Origin of the sequence: Muriicola marianensis (genome assembly GCF_014638095.1) — a bacterium.
Taxonomy (GTDB): domain Bacteria; phylum Bacteroidota; class Bacteroidia; order Flavobacteriales; family Flavobacteriaceae; genus Muriicola; species Muriicola marianensis.
The window spans coordinates 827,676-842,653 of sequence record NZ_BMFH01000001.1 but is presented as its reverse complement, the minus strand read 5'-3'; the positions used below and the strand labels follow the sequence as shown (position 1 = coordinate 842,653).

The 14,978-nt window shown below is 48.0% G+C and carries 17 protein-coding genes and 1 tRNA gene; 8 read left to right on the top strand and 10 right to left on the bottom strand.

What is annotated here, in order from left to right:
• The first annotated feature begins 125 nt into the window (after positions 1 to 125).
• Complete coding sequence (locus IEV19_RS03855) at positions 126 to 1,397, top strand: NAD(P)/FAD-dependent oxidoreductase (protein ID WP_188369370.1); 1,272 nt, start codon at positions 126 to 128, stop codon at positions 1,395 to 1,397.
• 40 nt (positions 1,398 to 1,437) lie between these two features.
• On the opposite strand, the gene galK is transcribed toward IEV19_RS03855, so the two are convergent.
• Entirely contained in the window at positions 1,438 to 2,592 is a 1,155-nt protein-coding gene (gene galK / locus IEV19_RS03850; protein ID WP_188369369.1) for a galactokinase, read from the bottom strand.
• A gap of 241 nt (positions 2,593 to 2,833) precedes the next feature.
• Between galK and IEV19_RS03845 the strand changes: the two genes are divergently transcribed.
• Positions 2,834 to 3,397: a hypothetical protein gene (locus tag IEV19_RS03845; RefSeq protein WP_188369368.1), complete on the top strand. Its 564-nt coding sequence runs from the start codon at positions 2,834 to 2,836 to the stop codon at positions 3,395 to 3,397.
• Between the two features lie 71 nt (positions 3,398 to 3,468).
• Here IEV19_RS03845 and IEV19_RS03840 read toward each other — a convergent pair whose 3' ends face one another.
• The 3 genes from IEV19_RS03840 to IEV19_RS03830 form a co-directional block, all read right to left on the bottom strand.
• Positions 3,469 to 3,843 carry a GerW family sporulation protein gene (locus IEV19_RS03840; protein WP_188369367.1) on the bottom strand — a complete coding sequence of 125 codons (375 nt, stop codon included), beginning with the start codon at positions 3,841 to 3,843 and terminating at the stop codon, positions 3,469 to 3,471.
• 10 nt (positions 3,844 to 3,853) lie between these two features.
• Positions 3,854 to 4,369 carry a hypothetical protein gene (locus IEV19_RS03835; RefSeq protein ID WP_188369366.1) on the bottom strand — a complete coding sequence of 172 codons (516 nt, stop codon included), beginning with the start codon at positions 4,367 to 4,369 and terminating at the stop codon, positions 3,854 to 3,856.
• A 509-nt stretch (positions 4,370 to 4,878) separates the two neighbouring features.
• Positions 4,879 to 4,951: transfer RNA gene (locus IEV19_RS03830), tRNA-Lys, on the bottom strand.
• Positions 4,952 to 5,110: 159 nt separating this feature from the next.
• Here IEV19_RS03830 and IEV19_RS03825 point away from each other — a divergent pair.
• The gene (locus tag IEV19_RS03825) at positions 5,111 to 5,626 is read left to right on the top strand and encodes a shikimate kinase (protein ID WP_188369365.1); all 516 of its coding nucleotides are present in this window, start codon (positions 5,111 to 5,113) and stop codon (positions 5,624 to 5,626) included.
• On the opposite strand, the gene IEV19_RS03820 is transcribed toward IEV19_RS03825, so the two are convergent.
• The 3 genes from IEV19_RS03820 to IEV19_RS03810 are packed head-to-tail and all read right to left on the bottom strand — an operon-like array spanning position 5,618 to position 7,067.
• Positions 5,618 to 6,115, bottom strand: coding sequence for a phosphoribosyltransferase family protein (locus IEV19_RS03820; protein WP_188369364.1), 498 nt, complete (start codon positions 6,113 to 6,115; stop codon positions 5,618 to 5,620). The genes IEV19_RS03825 and IEV19_RS03820 overlap by 9 nt on opposite strands.
• 3 nt (positions 6,116 to 6,118) lie before the next feature.
• Positions 6,119 to 6,721: a methyltransferase gene (locus IEV19_RS03815; protein ID WP_229732471.1), complete on the bottom strand. Its 603-nt coding sequence runs from the start codon at positions 6,719 to 6,721 to the stop codon at positions 6,119 to 6,121.
• The gene (locus tag IEV19_RS03810) at positions 6,696 to 7,067 is read right to left on the bottom strand and encodes an RNA-binding S4 domain-containing protein (protein ID WP_188369363.1); all 372 of its coding nucleotides are present in this window, start codon (positions 7,065 to 7,067) and stop codon (positions 6,696 to 6,698) included. Before IEV19_RS03810 ends, IEV19_RS03815 begins: the two co-directional genes overlap by 26 nt.
• A gap of 78 nt (positions 7,068 to 7,145) precedes the next feature.
• Here IEV19_RS03810 and IEV19_RS03805 point away from each other — a divergent pair, with 78 nt between their 5' ends.
• Positions 7,146 to 8,090 carry an FKBP-type peptidyl-prolyl cis-trans isomerase gene (locus IEV19_RS03805; protein ID WP_188369362.1) on the top strand — a complete coding sequence of 315 codons (945 nt, stop codon included), beginning with the start codon at positions 7,146 to 7,148 and terminating at the stop codon, positions 8,088 to 8,090.
• Between the two features lie 33 nt (positions 8,091 to 8,123).
• On the opposite strand, the gene IEV19_RS03800 is transcribed toward IEV19_RS03805, so the two are convergent.
• Genes IEV19_RS03800 through IEV19_RS03790 form a run of 3 tightly spaced genes read right to left on the bottom strand, consistent with a single transcriptional unit; the run spans position 8,124 to position 10,590 of the window.
• A complete protein-coding gene (locus IEV19_RS03800) occupies positions 8,124 to 8,711 on the bottom strand; it encodes an outer membrane beta-barrel protein (RefSeq protein WP_188369361.1) in 588 nt (195 codons plus the stop codon).
• A 54-nt stretch (positions 8,712 to 8,765) separates the two neighbouring features.
• Positions 8,766 to 9,722 carry a transketolase family protein gene (locus IEV19_RS03795; protein WP_188369360.1) on the bottom strand — a complete coding sequence of 319 codons (957 nt, stop codon included), beginning with the start codon at positions 9,720 to 9,722 and terminating at the stop codon, positions 8,766 to 8,768.
• A gap of 22 nt (positions 9,723 to 9,744) precedes the next feature.
• Positions 9,745 to 10,590, bottom strand: a complete 846-nt coding sequence (locus IEV19_RS03790; protein WP_188369359.1) for a transketolase — start codon at positions 10,588 to 10,590, stop codon at positions 9,745 to 9,747.
• Between the two features lie 159 nt (positions 10,591 to 10,749).
• On the opposite strand from IEV19_RS03790, the gene tgt reads away from it, so the two are divergent.
• The 4 genes from tgt to IEV19_RS03770 all read left to right on the top strand — a co-directional run bounded on the left by tgt (position 10,750) and on the right by IEV19_RS03770 (position 14,854).
• Positions 10,750 to 11,880, top strand: a complete 1,131-nt coding sequence (gene tgt / locus IEV19_RS03785; protein WP_188370720.1) for a tRNA guanosine(34) transglycosylase Tgt — start codon at positions 10,750 to 10,752, stop codon at positions 11,878 to 11,880.
• Positions 11,880 to 12,962 carry an LptF/LptG family permease gene (locus IEV19_RS03780; protein ID WP_188369358.1) on the top strand — a complete coding sequence of 361 codons (1,083 nt, stop codon included), beginning with the start codon at positions 11,880 to 11,882 and terminating at the stop codon, positions 12,960 to 12,962. Before tgt ends, IEV19_RS03780 begins: the two co-directional genes overlap by 1 nt.
• On the top strand, positions 12,949 to 13,839 hold the full coding sequence (locus IEV19_RS03775) for a DMT family transporter (protein WP_188369357.1): 891 nt from the start codon (positions 12,949 to 12,951) through the stop codon (positions 13,837 to 13,839). The genes IEV19_RS03780 and IEV19_RS03775 overlap by 14 nt, the downstream gene beginning before the upstream one ends.
• 61 nt (positions 13,840 to 13,900) lie before the next feature.
• The gene (locus IEV19_RS03770; RefSeq protein ID WP_188369356.1) at positions 13,901 to 14,854 is read left to right on the top strand and encodes an acetyl-CoA carboxylase carboxyltransferase subunit alpha; all 954 of its coding nucleotides are present in this window, start codon (positions 13,901 to 13,903) and stop codon (positions 14,852 to 14,854) included.
• The last annotated feature ends 124 nt before the right edge of the window (positions 14,855 to 14,978 follow it).

Genomic DNA, 14,978 nt, shown 5'->3' with positions numbered 1-14,978 from the left:
AGAACCTCATTTATATTGATATCTTTAGGTCTCCTGAAAAGCAATATTAAGTAGCGGCAATCCGTGGTCAAAAAGTCTGACCTGTCGTAAAACAACACAAATAGACAATTTTCAAAGGTAGGGTCATGGAAGAGAAGAAGGTGAAGGTAGTTATTGTCGGCGCAGGATTTGGCGGGATCGCCATGGCCAGGGCCTTGAGGAGAAGTCCGGTAGATGTGTTGCTGATCGACCAGCACAACTACCACAACTTCCAGCCCCTGATGTACCAGGTAGCCACAGGTGGACTCGAACCGGGTAGCATCGCCTATCCGGTGAGGCGGATCTTCCGTTACAACAAGAATATTACCTTCAGGATGGGAAAAGTCAGGGAGGTAGTTCCCTCGGAAAACCTGCTGAAGACCAACATAGGCGATATCCCCTTTGACTACCTCATTATTGCTACTGGGAGCCAGAATAATTTTTTCAATTTTGAACCTGTAAAGGACCGCCTGCTCGCCCTGAAATCCATTCCGGAGGCCTTGAACATGAGAAGTTTCATCTTCCAGAATATGGAAAAAGCCCTGGCCAATGTAGATGATGAACCCCTGGAGGAGATCATGAACATTGCCATAGTCGGGGGAGGCCCCGCCGGGATCGAACTCGCCGGTGCAATCTCAGAGATGAAACGATACGTCCTGCCAAAAGATTTCCCTGAACTGGATCTGTCCATGATGAGCATTAATCTGTACGAGGCGGCCCCGGTTCTACTTTCGGCCATGTCCGAGGAAGCCTCTGAAAAATCCCTGGAATACTTGAAGCAATTAGGTGTGAACGTTTTTCTGAATACTCGGGTTCGGGAATACGACGGATCCCTGATCACCCTGGAAGACGGATCTTCCTTCAGGACTGATACGGTCATCTGGACGGCAGGGGTCAAGGGAGCGCCTCTGGAGGGGTTACCCGGAGAATCCATTGTGGGAGGGAACCGCATAGCGGTCAATGAATACAACCAGGTTGCGGGAACCGGGAATATCTTCGCCATTGGGGACGTTGCTGCACATATATCTATGGACAATCCCAAAGGACTACCCATGCTCGCCCCGGTTGCCCAGCAACAGGGAAGGCATTTGGCAAAAAATATCAAAAGGGTGGTTAAAGGAAAATCCATGTTGCCTTTTGAATACCTCGATAAAGGTGTGATGGCCACTATCGGCAGGCGTAAGGCAGTGGTCGATCTCAAGGTATTGAAATTTCAGGGGACCTTTGCCTGGCTGGTCTGGATGTTTGTTCACATCATGTCTCTGGTGGGTTTCCGCAATAAAATCGTCGCCTTTCTGGACTGGATGGTTAATTATTTCACCTATGACAGACCGCTTGGCCTCATTATTCGGCCTTACAAGAGAAACGGTAATGGATGATAATCGCCCCGGCCATGCAAGAGCGGGATCAGGGTCTATTCTAAATTGATTTCACCAGACAGCATCCTGATGCGAATCTGACGGGATAATCCTTCAGGGTCAGATCAAATCGTTCTCTGTAGCTATTAAGCGCTTTTTTTAGCAGGGTTTGTACCTCGTTCTCATGGACCAGGTTCAGGGTGCAGCCTCCAAATCCTCCTCCCATCATCCGGGCACCGAGCACTCCTTCGGTTTCTTTGGCTAGGTCGACTAGAAAATCGAGTTCTTCACAGCTCACAGCATACTGTTCAGCCAGCCCCTTGTGCGACAGGTACATCAGTTCTCCCAATTTTTTCAGGTCATTTCTTTTAATTGCCTCACGGGCTCTGAGTACGCGCTCATTTTCTTCGAGCACATAAAGAGCTTTCTGATAATCTGCCGCCGGAATTGCTGATCGGATTTGTTCGAGTTGTTCAACGCTAAGCTCCCTGAGGGAATTCGCACCAAGCCGGGTTGCGATAGCTTCACATACCTCACGCCTTTGATTGTAGGCACTGTCGGCCAGGTTGTGTTTGACCCCGGTATCGAGCAGTAACCATTGGTATCCTTCCAGATTCGCAGGAATCATTTCTGAGACCATGGACCGGCAATCCAGGAATATCGCCTTGCCTTCCTGCCCAAACATGCTCGCGTACTGGTCCATGATCCCGCATTTTACCCCCACGTAATCCCATTCTGCAGCGTGGGAGATACTGACCATGTCTGTAGGACTTAGCCCAAGCTCATAAATCTCATTCAATCCATAGACAAAGGCATTCTCGAGGGCGGCAGAGGAGGAGAGTCCGGCCCCGGGAGGTATATTGCCACTGAAAACCAGATCCACAGGGTCAGGAAATATTCCTTTTTTCCCGAGTTCTGAGTGGATACCCATAAGGTAGGCTTGCCAGCCCTTCCTATTTTCGGGATGTGACGGAAGGCTACCCGGTGAAAACACCTCTTTTACATACGTTGCGATCCATTTTCCATTTCCCTCGGCGGCTTTTCCCATAGCCATCACAATTCCCCTGTCAATGGCAGCAGGCATTACAAAACCCCGATTGTAATCAGTATGTTCCCCAATGATGTTGATGCGGCCCGGGGACCAGATCAGGACCGGGTTTGTCCCGAATTGTGAGCGGAAGGAGGATCGCACGCTATTTATGAGGCCTTGGTCCATGGTAGGGGGGTCAGACCCAAAAATGCATAAAATCATCGAGATACCATAGTTGAATCAGGGGAGAAGGCATATCCCAGTGAATTTTATGGGATCAATTGACCCTCATCTAAGGTATATTAACACAAATTAACATTATATGTATGCTTATAGGTTAAAATAGCATATATATTGGAAAATATACTGGTTTTCCCTACCGGAAGATCGCCGGACATTTGCATCGTAATTTTAAAGTATTACAACTATGAAAACGACGACATTTTATCCGACCGTATTCCATACGAACCCTGTTGCTTATAAGATGAGTGATATTTGGGCGCTCACGGAATACAATACATATGATATTTTACTGAACAATTTAATGGCTACCGAAAAAGGGGTGTCAGAAATGATCCTGGATATTACCAGGTTTGCCGCCATTGATGAGGCCGGACAAGAGCACATCATCAAGGACTTTGAGGACACCAGCAGGGTTAATCTGAAAGGTTCCCATACCGGTCTTTTCCTTAAAACGCAGGGTGAGGTAAACCTGAAACCCGGACGGTATACCACGTTGAGGTTCTACCTGGGAACATCTGGAAATACCCTGATACTGAAGGACAAATCTCAGCAGAGTTTAGTCGGCAGGAGATACCTGGATTTCGAGATCTGGAAGGGTCTTGAGATTTCCGCGGAAAACAAAAAACCGCTGATCCTGAGATTCGATTTTGAGCCTTATACCCTGGCCAGCATCTTTAAGCCTCTGACGAACCTTTTCAAAAAGCAAAAAAGAACCGTAGGGAAACTGGTCAATAGTTTCGCACAATAATTATTGTATAATTTTAATAAAAAAGGCACCCCTGCGGGTGCCTTTTCTTTTGGTTGGTCAAATCGGGAAGTCTAGACCAATTCCGCTTCTCTTTCTTTGCGGCGGTTTTCTGCCAGATGTTCGATCAGATCGGGAACTTTTTCAAAGGCCGCGGCGAGTCCGTGCGACTTCACTGCTTCCAAAAAGCTGATCTCATCTCCCTTGGTGACGAGGAATCCGATGGGTTCAATACCCATTCCGGCTCCGGCTCCCATTCCCTGGCCTTTGCCTTTTTTGGCGCCAGCGCCTTCAGCGCCTCCGGAACCAAATCCCATTCCTACTTTGATCACGGGGACACAGGTAAATTCGCCCAGTTTAAACTGCTCACCGACAACGGTTTCAGTCTTGGCTTCTGTCTTGATAAATTCAGTGATCTTTGCCAGTAATTCTTCAAAATGTAATTCCATGGTGTAGAATTTAGAGGTTAAAAAATGATTTTATGAGGCCAATAGGTCTGTTCCGCACCATGAGCAGGGCATGATTTCTTCCTTCAAAATTTATGTGAAACCCTCCCGTGCGATAATTCAGTAAGGCGAACAGCGGATACAATTTCGCATTGGTGATGCAGTCACCTGTATCCAGGTCGAGTTCCCATTTTTTGATCTCGAAGGATTTTACTACCCTCCATATAGTGTTTGGAGTAAACCTATTCCAGTATTTACGTCCTTTTTTGTCGCGTTTTTTCTCGTCGATTTTATCGGGTTTCTTTCTTTTGGGTTTCAACGGAAAGAAATAGAATTCCTTAAAGGGTGCCTTGACCCTGATCCTGAGGATCTCCCTTTCATCGGGCTCCACATCTGCCTTTACCAGGCCCTTGAGTTCTGCGTAATACCTGTTGCCTCTGGTGTCTATGCAGATATCGAGCGGAATGTACAATAAACTGATAAGAACCAGGATTAGGACCAGAACGACAATAGTGATGATAAGGCCCATGACTCTTTTTTGCAAAGGTCAACCATAGGATATCCGAATACAATGATATTAGTCATACCTCTGATATTTTTTAAAGATATTTCCTTATTTGACACCGCTGCCGCAAGTCTGCGACTTGTGGCTCCGCTACCGCATGTCTTTGACTTGTGGTGAACCTAATCAAAGTGTAATCACTTTGCGGGTAATAGGATTATCTTTTCAAGATGAGCCGCAACTACAAATTTCACATCCCAACAGCAGCTTATTTCGTTCGAAATCCTCGAGCGAGCTCGCGTTATTTTTGGGATTTGAGATTTTAAAAAAGAGGCTGGGGTTAACCTGCCTGCCGGCAGGCAGGCTTCGCTTCGCTCGTTGGACCCGGCGATGTGAATGGTGCTACCACCAGTCTGAAGACTGGCGTTAGCGAGGGTTTGCCTGATTTTTGTTTCCTTCGATATGCCCAAGCAAGCTTGGCCTTTCTTCGAAAACAAAAATCCCCGCCTTGCTGGCGAGGATTTTGCGCTTGATCGTGACCTGGCTGGGGCTCGAACCCAGGACCCTCTCCTTAAAAGGGAGATGCTCTACCAACTGAGCTACCAGGTCAGAATGTCAATTTTTTATCTCGAAGGAATCCCTGAGGGGAGCCCTTTAAGAGGGTGCAAATATAATATCAATAATCCATTTTTCAAGTCGATTTAAGGATAATTTTATGAATTCTTTGAATTCGGTTTGAATTGCTCCATTTTTGCAAAAAAAGCAGCTTTGCAGATCGTTTTGATAGGATATATGGGCAGCGGTAAGTCGGTTGTTGGAAAAGCCCTCGCTGATCGACTGGAATTGCCGTTCCTGGATCTCGATGACCATATCGAAGAGGAACTCGGGATGAGTATACCAGATATTTTCCGGAAGAAAGGCGAGATCTTCTTCAGGAAAAAAGAACATGAATACCTCAAGGAGATCTTGCTTTCCAAAGATAAAGTGGTATTATCGACCGGAGGGGGAACCCCCTGCTACTCCGGGAATACAGACCTGCTCCTCGATAAGACCCCGAATGTTTTCTACCTGCAGCTGTCGGTAGCTTCCCTTACGGCCCGACTCGCCGATGAAAAGGACCACCGCCCCATGATCAGTCACCTCAAGCCCGAAGAACTGCAGGAATACATCGGAAAGCATTTGTTCGAAAGGCGACCTTACTATTCCAGGGCAAATCACACCATATCCTGTGAGGGGAAGTCGGTAGATGAGATCGCAGCCGAGATAGCCGCTAAACTAGTCTAGATATACCACGTCCTTTTTGGCCTCAAAGTGCACATGGACGTGTTCCTGTAAAGAGGTCGAGAGTGAGATTCCCTTAAAATCGGCTTTTACGGGATACCTTTTGTGGTTGCGGTTCACCAGCACAGCCGTTTTCAATCTCTTTAGAGGCGTTTTGAGGAAATGGTGCACCCCGTAGATAAGGGTGGAGCCTGAATTCAGTACATCGTCCACAAGAACAATGGATGAATTCTTGTATTCAGAGGGTTCAAGGGAAGTGGTAACCCCGCTTTTCAGGGGATCCGACTTGTCCATGGTAACCTGGCACAAGACAATCTCTGCATCCGTGATCTTATTCAGCACCCGCTGCAATTTTTTGGCAAAGGAGAGACCGCCCCCGGTGATCCCGGCTATAATGATACGTTTCTCATCCACATTGACCTCGTAGATCTGGTAGGCGATCCGCCGGATGATATGCTGGATTTGCTCGTGTTTCAGGATGCTGTTCTCCATTTTTCAGATCGATTTCTTCTCAAAGATAAAAAAGAGTTCACTTCCCTGCCTCGGCAAAATTGAATTGTAGGCCCTTTCCAGCTTCTTAATCTGGAAATACTTCGAGAACAAATCCCGATAGGCTTCTTTGTCCCCTCCGTAAGGGGGTCCATCTTCCTTTAGTGGAAAATCAAACAGCACACCGGCAATTATCCCACCATCTTTGAGAAGGGAGTGCATTTTTTCGGCGTAGTTTTCCCTCATTTCAGGTTTCAGGGCACAAAAGAAGGTCTGTTCCAGAATAAGGTCAAATTTCATCCCCTGCAGTTTAAAGAAATCACAGAGTAGCAGCTGGTCTTCAGGAAAGTCGGGATAGGTCTTTTTGAAGGCCGCAAAGGGAACCTCACTGATATCCAGGGCATACACATTTTTAAATCCATTCTCAAAGAGATATCCGACCTCATAGCCGTTACCTGCACCGGGAACCAGAATATCGACCTCCCTGTCTCTCAACTGATCTATGTAAGCCTTCATCGGGGTGGAGACTTCCCCTATATCCCAACCCAAGTGGCGGTTGAGATACCGCTCGTCCCAATATTGCTTAGTCCCCTCCATCCATGTAGTCATCAATGTTCCTTCTGTCCTTCTTCGTGGGCCTTCCGGTTCCTTTTTTTCTGTAATATGACTGGGCCAGGCGTTGTATTTCCTGATGCTGCAGGGCTTCCTGAGGTGTGGTGTCATTTCGGTAGAGCCCGACGATCTTGGCACCCACACGGCCTGGAGGTATTTCCAAAACGCTTAGTTGGTAGTCGATCTGATTTTTTCTCAGACGTACCTCGTCTGACGGGAACACTTCCCTGGAAGGTTTGGCAATCTGCCCGTTGACCTGTACCTGACCCTTCTTGCAGGCCTCGGTGGCCTGGTTTCGGGTCTTGTAATACCGTGTGCACCACAGGTACTTATCAATACGCATACTAAGGATAAATTCTTTGTTAAGGTCTTCAGCAAAAATAGGGGAAAATTGTATCTTGCGGCCGTTAAAAAGAATGCTATGCCCATAAAAAAGGCCGTTCTGGCGGCGTTTGTTTCCTTTTTGATCCTTTCCTGTGGCAACGATGACGGTCCCGGATTTGAGGTGATCCCGCCCAGAGCTCTGAGTGAGGTCGTGATAGAGGATGAAGCGGCCATTCAGGAATACCTCCAAACCCATTTCTACAATTACGAGGAGTTTGAAAATCCCCCTGCCGATTTCGATTTCCGCATAAAACTGGACACAATCGCAGGTGACAACAGCGGGAAACGCCCCCTGATCGACGACGTACAGTCTATTTCGATCGAGGTGAGTTCTGAGGATTTTGAACTCGAGGATAATGAGACCGTGACCCATACACTGTATTATCTGATAGCCAGGGAGGGGACGGGAAATACTCCCACGGCTGCAGACTCCACCTATATTCGATATGAAGGTTCCCTTCTGACAGGCGTTTTGTTCGACGGCACAGGAGATTATAACTGGCAATACCTACCCTTCTTCCTGAGGGGATACGGGCAGGCGATCACAAAATTCAAGGCAGGAAGCGATATACAGGTGAACCCTGATGGTACGACCGAAATTACAGATTCAGGAATAGGAGTGATGTTTCTGCCGTCCGGATTGGCCTATTTCAATGGCACCCCATCCGGTATTCCGGCGTATTCTCCCCTGATCTTCAAGGTGTCCTTGGGCCTATATGTGGAAGAGACCGATTACGATAATGATGGAATTCCCTCGATCCTTGAGGACCTTAATGGGGATGGAGATGTTACGAATGACAATACGGATGAGAGCGAGGAGCGAAGGCTCAGGGTGCCGCGACTGCCCAATCACATCGATCCGGATGATGACGGTGACGGTATTCCGACCAGGGATGAGATAATCATAGATGCACAGGGAAATATTACTTTTCCCGATTCAGATAACGATGGTATACCAGATTATCTCGACATCGACAGTTAAAAAATTAGGCCCTGAATTTCAGGGCCTTTTTTTTTAAAGCTTGAGAGAAAAGCTCAGGATGAGCTGATCGGGTCTGGTATCTATCCGGCTCGTAGGCACTGTGGTCACATTCCGGTTGATAAACGTAGCCTCGTTGTCGCTGAAACCGCGCTCGTACCTCAGGTCGATGCCTAGCATCCCCAGATTGATCCCTGCACCGAGATTTACGCCTACCGTAAAGTCGTTGCTGACATCATTGATGGTGATGCCGTCGTATTCCGTATCCAGGATGTACTGGAAGGCGGGACCTCCGAATACATGAAGAGGGCCGATGATCTTGGCACCGATCAGCATCGGAACATCCAGTTTCTGCATTTTAAAATCGTCGTTGTCATAGTCTGAGGAGATACTGGTGTAGACCAATTCAGGCCTGAAATACACTCGGGATCCCAGCTGACCGAAGAAACCGATGTGATAACCAACATTCCTGTCGGGATTTCGGGCAGCCTCCCCGGTAGATTCAAAGTAATCTCCATTGGCGTTGTAGTTGAGTCCGGCCTTGATCCCGAACTTTGAGTCGACCTGCGCATAAGAAACGGCAGAGAGGGCGGCCATAGCCACCACTAGAAGTGATTTCTTCATAAGGTGTTCATTTTAATTAGACATGGAAAGGGTATCAAGAATGATACCGAAAATCTATGCCTTCCTTTTTAACACCTGTAAAACGGCCTCCTTTATAGCTTTATTGTCCAGTCCGTATTTTTCCATCAACTGGTCTGAAGTACCACTTTCCCCGAAGGTATCACGGGTGGCTACAAACTCTTGTGGGACAGGGTGGTGGACGGTGAGGGTTCGGGCTACGCTTTCTCCGAGTCCGCCCAGGTAATTGTGTTCCTCACAGGTCACCACGCATCCTGTTTTCCGCACCGAGGCCAGGATGGTTTCTTCATCCAGGGGTTTGATCGTATGGATATTGATGACCTCAGCAGAGATCCCTTCCTGCTCCAGGGCTTCTGCAGCCTGCAGGGCTTCCCAGACAAGATGGCCTGTGGCGATCACGGTAACATCCTTCCCTTCGTTGAGCATGACAGCCTTGCCGATATGGAATTCCTGCTCCGGATCTGTGAAATTGGGAACTTTAGGTCGGCCGAACCTCAAATAAACGGGGCCTTCATGATCTGCAATCGCCAGGGTTGCGGCTTTGGTCTGGTTAAAATCGCAGGTATTGATCACCGTCATTCCCGGCAGCATTTTCATGAGTCCGATATCCTCCAGGATCTGGTGAGTGGCGCCATCCTCCCCCAATGTGAGTCCGGCGTGGGAGGCACAGATCTTTACATTTTTCCCGGAGTAGGCTATGGACTGCCGGATCTGGTCGTACACCCTCCCGGTAGAAAAGTTGGCAAAAGTACCGGTAAAGGGGATATAGCCGCCTATGGTGAGACCGGCTGCGATGCCCATCATATTCGCTTCGGCGATGCCAACCTGAAAAAACCGGTCCGGGTTTTCCTCTATAAACTCATCCAGTTTCAAAGATCCCACTAGGTCGGCGCATAGAGAAACCACTTGTGGGTTTTTCCTGCCCAATTCGGTCATCCCGGCTCCAAATCCGCTGCGGGTATCCTTTTTTCCCTGATCTGTATACTTCTTCATGACGTAAACTTGCTGTTAATGATTAATAATCCCCCAGGGTTTCTTCATTCTGGTCGAGTGCAATTGCCAATTGTTCATCGTTGGGAGCCTTTCCGTGCCAGGCGTGTGTATGCATCATGAAATCGACCCCATTGCCCATCACCGTATGCATGATCACACAAACCGGTTTACCTTTTCCGCTTCTCTTTTTGGCATCTTTCAGGGTGTCTATGATGGCCTTGAGGTCATTTCCTTCTTTGAGTTCCAGTACATCCCAGCCAAAGACCCTGAATTTTTCACCTACATCGCCAAGCGCCATTACATCTTCTGTATTTCCGTCTATCTGCTGGCTGTTCCGGTCGATGGTGGCGATTAGGTTGTCTACTTTTTTACTGCCGGCGAACATGATAGCCTCCCAGTTCTGTCCTTCCTGCAATTCTCCATCCCCGTGAAGGCTGTAAACGATATGCTCATCCTTGTTCAGCTTTTTGGCAAGGGCGGCACCGATGGCAACAGACATACCCTGTCCGAGGGATCCCGAAGCGATCCTCACCCCGGGCAGCCCCTCATGAGTGGTGGGATGGCCCTGCAGGCGGGAATCCAGCATACGGAAAGTATTGAGTTCCTCCAGGGGGAAATATCCCTTCCGTGCCAGGACACTGTAATAGACTGGGGAGATGTGCCCGTTGGAGAGGAAGAAGATATCTTCGCCTATTCCGTCCATTGTAAACGTGTCATGGAGTTTCATGATTTCATAATAGAGGGCGACAAAGAATTCGGTACAGCCCAGAGATCCTCCCGGATGGCCCGAATTTACCTTGTGGACCATGCGTACGATATCCCGTCGAACCTGGGTGGCGATCTTTGCCAAATCTTGTAGTGATGCCATAAGACCTTTTAGTTTTCGGGCCTAAAAGTAACGGCAAACTTTTGCTTGTACAAAGGGAGTTATTACATTTTATCAACGAATATCGGGGACCAGAACTTTATTTTTTTGTTAGGGAAATTCTTTGATGCGTTACCTATCTTTGCCTTCTCAATCAAGGTATTGCAATTCAAGCTACAACATACGGATCCGGCATCAAAGGCACGGGCTGGGGAGATGATTACGGATCACGGCAGCATCAGGACCCCTATTTTCATGCCGGTAGGAACGGTGGCCTCTGTAAAAGGGGTACACCAGAAGGAGTTGCGGGAGGAGATCGACCCTGATATCATCCTCGGAAATACCTATCATCTCTACCTCCGTCCCGGGATTGAGATCCTCAGGAAGGCGGGCGGACTACACGCTTTTATGGGGTGGGACAGGAACATCCTGACAGACAGCGGCGGCTACCAGGTGTATTCACTCTCGGGTAACCGAAAGATACGGGAGGAAGGGGTGAAATTCAAATCGCATATCGACGGGTCATCCCATATGTTCACCCCGGAAAACGTGATGGAGATACAACGGATCATTGGGGCCGACATCATCATGGCCTTTGACGAATGCACACCTTATCCATGTGATTACCAGTACGCGGAAAGGTCTATGCATCTTACCCACCGATGGCTGGATCGCTGTATGGCACACCTGGAAAAACTCCCATATGAATACGGGTATTCCCAGACTTTTTTTCCTATCGTCCAGGGGTCGACCTATACAGATCTCCGGAAAAGATCAGCGGAGTACATTGCCGGAGTAGGGGCTGAGGGCAATGCCATAGGAGGGTTGTCTGTGGGTGAGCCTGCGGAAGAAATGTACGCAATGACCGAAGTGGTCTGTGATATCCTGCCGGAGGACAAGCCCAGATACTTAATGGGAGTGGGAACACCCATCAACCTGCTCGAGAATATTGCCCTGGGGATAGATATGTTCGACTGTGTGATGCCGACCCGCAACGGGCGCAATGGTATGCTCTTCACATCCCATGGCACCATCAATATCAAAAACAAGAAGTGGGAAAGCGATTTTTCCCCTATCGATGAGCACGGCCCTACCTTTGTGGACCGGGAATATTCCAAAGCCTATCTCAGGCATTTATTTGCGGCCAACGAATTCCTTGGTAAACAGATCGCAACCATACACAACCTCGGGTTCTACCTATGGTTGGTCAGAGAGGCCAGAAATCATATTTTAGCAGGTGATTTTGCAACCTGGAAGAACAGGATGGTGAAACAAATGGACAATCGACTCTGATGCTGACAATTCTCGACAGATATATTCTGAAGCGATACCTGCTCACCTTTGGGATGATGCTGCTGTTATTCGTCCCTATCGGGATCATGCTGAACCTGGCCGAACAGATCGGGAAGATGATAGACAACGAGGCTCCGCTCAACGAGATACTCGTGTACTACATGAATTTTACCATTTATATCGGTAACCTCCTCTTTCCAGTTTTCCTGTTTCTCTCTATTATCTTCTTTACCTCCAAGTTGGCCAATAATACAGAGATTGTGGCTATTCTGAGCTCCGGAGTTTCATATAGCCGTTTTCTAAGGCCATATTTTTTAGGTGCTTCTGTAATCGCGGTCCTCATGTTCTTTATGAGCATGTTCATAGTACCCAATGCCAGTGTGGGGTATCATGAGTTCAAATTCAAATACCTTAAAAAAGGAAAGCAGGACCGGGTTACCAGTAATATCTTCAACCAGCTCAACGAGAATGATTTTATCTATGTGAGCAGTTTCGATCCCGATCGTCAGATCGGGTATAATTTCACCTTTGAACATTTCGGGGAGGACAATCAGTTGCAGGAGAAGATCAGTGCCGGGAACATCCGGTGGGTTTCCAAGGACAGCTTGTACCGCCTGACGAGCTATACACACCGAAAGCTGGTAGGCTCGGAGGAGATCGTGGTCACCAAAAGACGGCTCGATACCATTTTTAACTTCAAGATAGACGACCTTACCCCGGTATCTTATGTAGCCGAGACCAAGAACCTGTTTGAATTGAACAAATTCATCGACACCCAGAGAAAAAAAGGGGCATCCAATATCAACACCTACATCCTGGTAAAATACAAGCGATGGGCCCTGCCAATTACGGCCTTTATCCTCACTATTATCGGGGTGGCCGTATCCTCGGTAAAACGAAGGGGAGGTATGGGAGTCAACCTGGCCTTCGGGATCGGGGTGGCATTTATCTATATTTTCTTCGACAAGGTCTTTGGGACACTGGCTGAACAATCCGGATTTTCTCCCCTCCTGGCTGTGATCATACCGAACCTGGCTTTCGGGGCCCTGGGGCTTTACCTCCTGCAACATGCAAAGCGATAAGCTGCGGAACTACTTCCTCCTTCACCTGATCGTCTTTATCTGGGGCTTTACCGCGGTTTTGGGAAAATTGATTTCCATTGATGCCCTGCCTTTGGTCTGGTACAGGATGGCCCTGGCAGCCCTTTGTATCCTGATGTATATGTTCATACGGAGAATACCCTTATCTGTGAATGGTAAGACGCTTGGGATTCTCTTTATGGCCGGGGTGGTTATCGCTCTACACTGGATCACATTTTTTGGAGCAATTAAAGTGGCCAATGTCTCCGTGGCCCTTGCCACCATGGCTACAGGGGCTTTTTTCGGCTCCCTTCTGGAACCGATTTGGTACGGGAGGAAGGTGATTGCATATGAGGTGGTCTTCGGACTTGTAGTCATCCTGGGCCTGTATTTTATCTTCAATGTAGGAACAGAGTACACAGAAGGCATTTTGCTCGCTCTGGCATCTGCCTTCCTGGGCGCTGTCTTCACCCTGATCAACGGCAGATTGATCAAACACCACAAACCTTCGTTGATCGGATTTTACGAACTGCTGAGTGGGGCCCTGTTCATTACGGTGTATCTCGGACTGAGCTCGGGATATACTGCGGAATTCTTTGATTTGAATACATCCGATTGGCTGTACATTTTCATCCTGGCCTCAATCTGTACGGCCTTTGCATTTATTGCCTCCGTAAAGGTGATGCGCCATGTAAGCCCTTATACCGTCCTGCTGACGGTCAACCTGGAACCTGTCTACGGGATACTTCTGGCCTTCGCCATTTTCGGGGACAGCGAAAGAATGAATTCGCAGTTCTATATAGGAGGATTGATCATTCTTCTGACTGTGGTGGCCAACGGAATTCTCAAGAACAGGAAATCGGCAAAAAGGATGGGGTGAAAGGACAGGTTTCCGTATAAAGTTTATATTTGTGGGCTGAATCAACTGAAACTAACTCGAGATGGAATACCTGGATTTTGAACTCCCTATCAAGGAACTTGAAGAGCAGCTGGAGAAGTGCCAGATCATTGGTAAGGAGAGTGATGTAGACGTTACTGAAACCTGTAAACAGATAGAAAAGAAACTCTCCGAAACCCGGAAAGAGATCTATAAAAATCTTACGGCCTGGCAGAGAGTACAACTTTCAAGGCACCCGAACCGGCCTTATACCCTGGACTACATCAGGGCGATCTGCGGAGAGACCTGGCTTGAGCTTCACGGCGACCGCGGAGTTAAGGATGACAAGGCCATGATTGGAGGCCTTGGGAAGATCGGTGACCAAAGCTATATGTTCATCGGGCAGCAAAAAGGATACAATACCAAGACCCGGCAATTGCGAAATTTTGGAATGGCCAATCCGGAAGGATACCGCAAGGCCCTTCGTCTGATGAAATCAGCTGAAAAATTCGGAATTCCCGTGGTAAGTTTTATCGATACCCCCGGAGCCTACCCCGGCATAGAAGCGGAAGAAAGGGGACAGGGAGAGGCCATTGCGAGGAACATCCTGGAAATGACCCGACTCAAAGTACCTATTATCGTAGTGATCATAGGGGAAGGAGCTTCCGGAGGTGCCCTGGGAATAGGGGTGGGAGACAAGGTACTCATGCTCGAGAATACATGGTATTCTGTGATCTCTCCTGAATCCTGTTCATCTATTCTATGGCGTAGCTGGGAATACAAGGAAGTGGCAGCTGAGGCCCTGAAGCTGACCGCCTCAGATATGAAAAAGCTCAAGCTGATCGATGAGATCGTCAAGGAACCCGAAGGAGGTGCCCATGCAAACCGGGAAAAGGCCTTTGAGATCGTCAAAAACAAAATCAGCAAACACTACGAGGAACTCAAAAAGTTATCACCAGAAAAACTCGTAGAAATGCGGATGGATAAATATTCCAACATGGGAGTTTTTAGCGGTTAAAACACTGTGTTAAAAGCATTACGGAAAACCGGAGAACTTCATCTCCGGTTTTTTTCTGTTATGAACACAAATTCGTAACTTATCAACAGACCTATTGTTAATGAATGGTTGATATCCGAGTCTG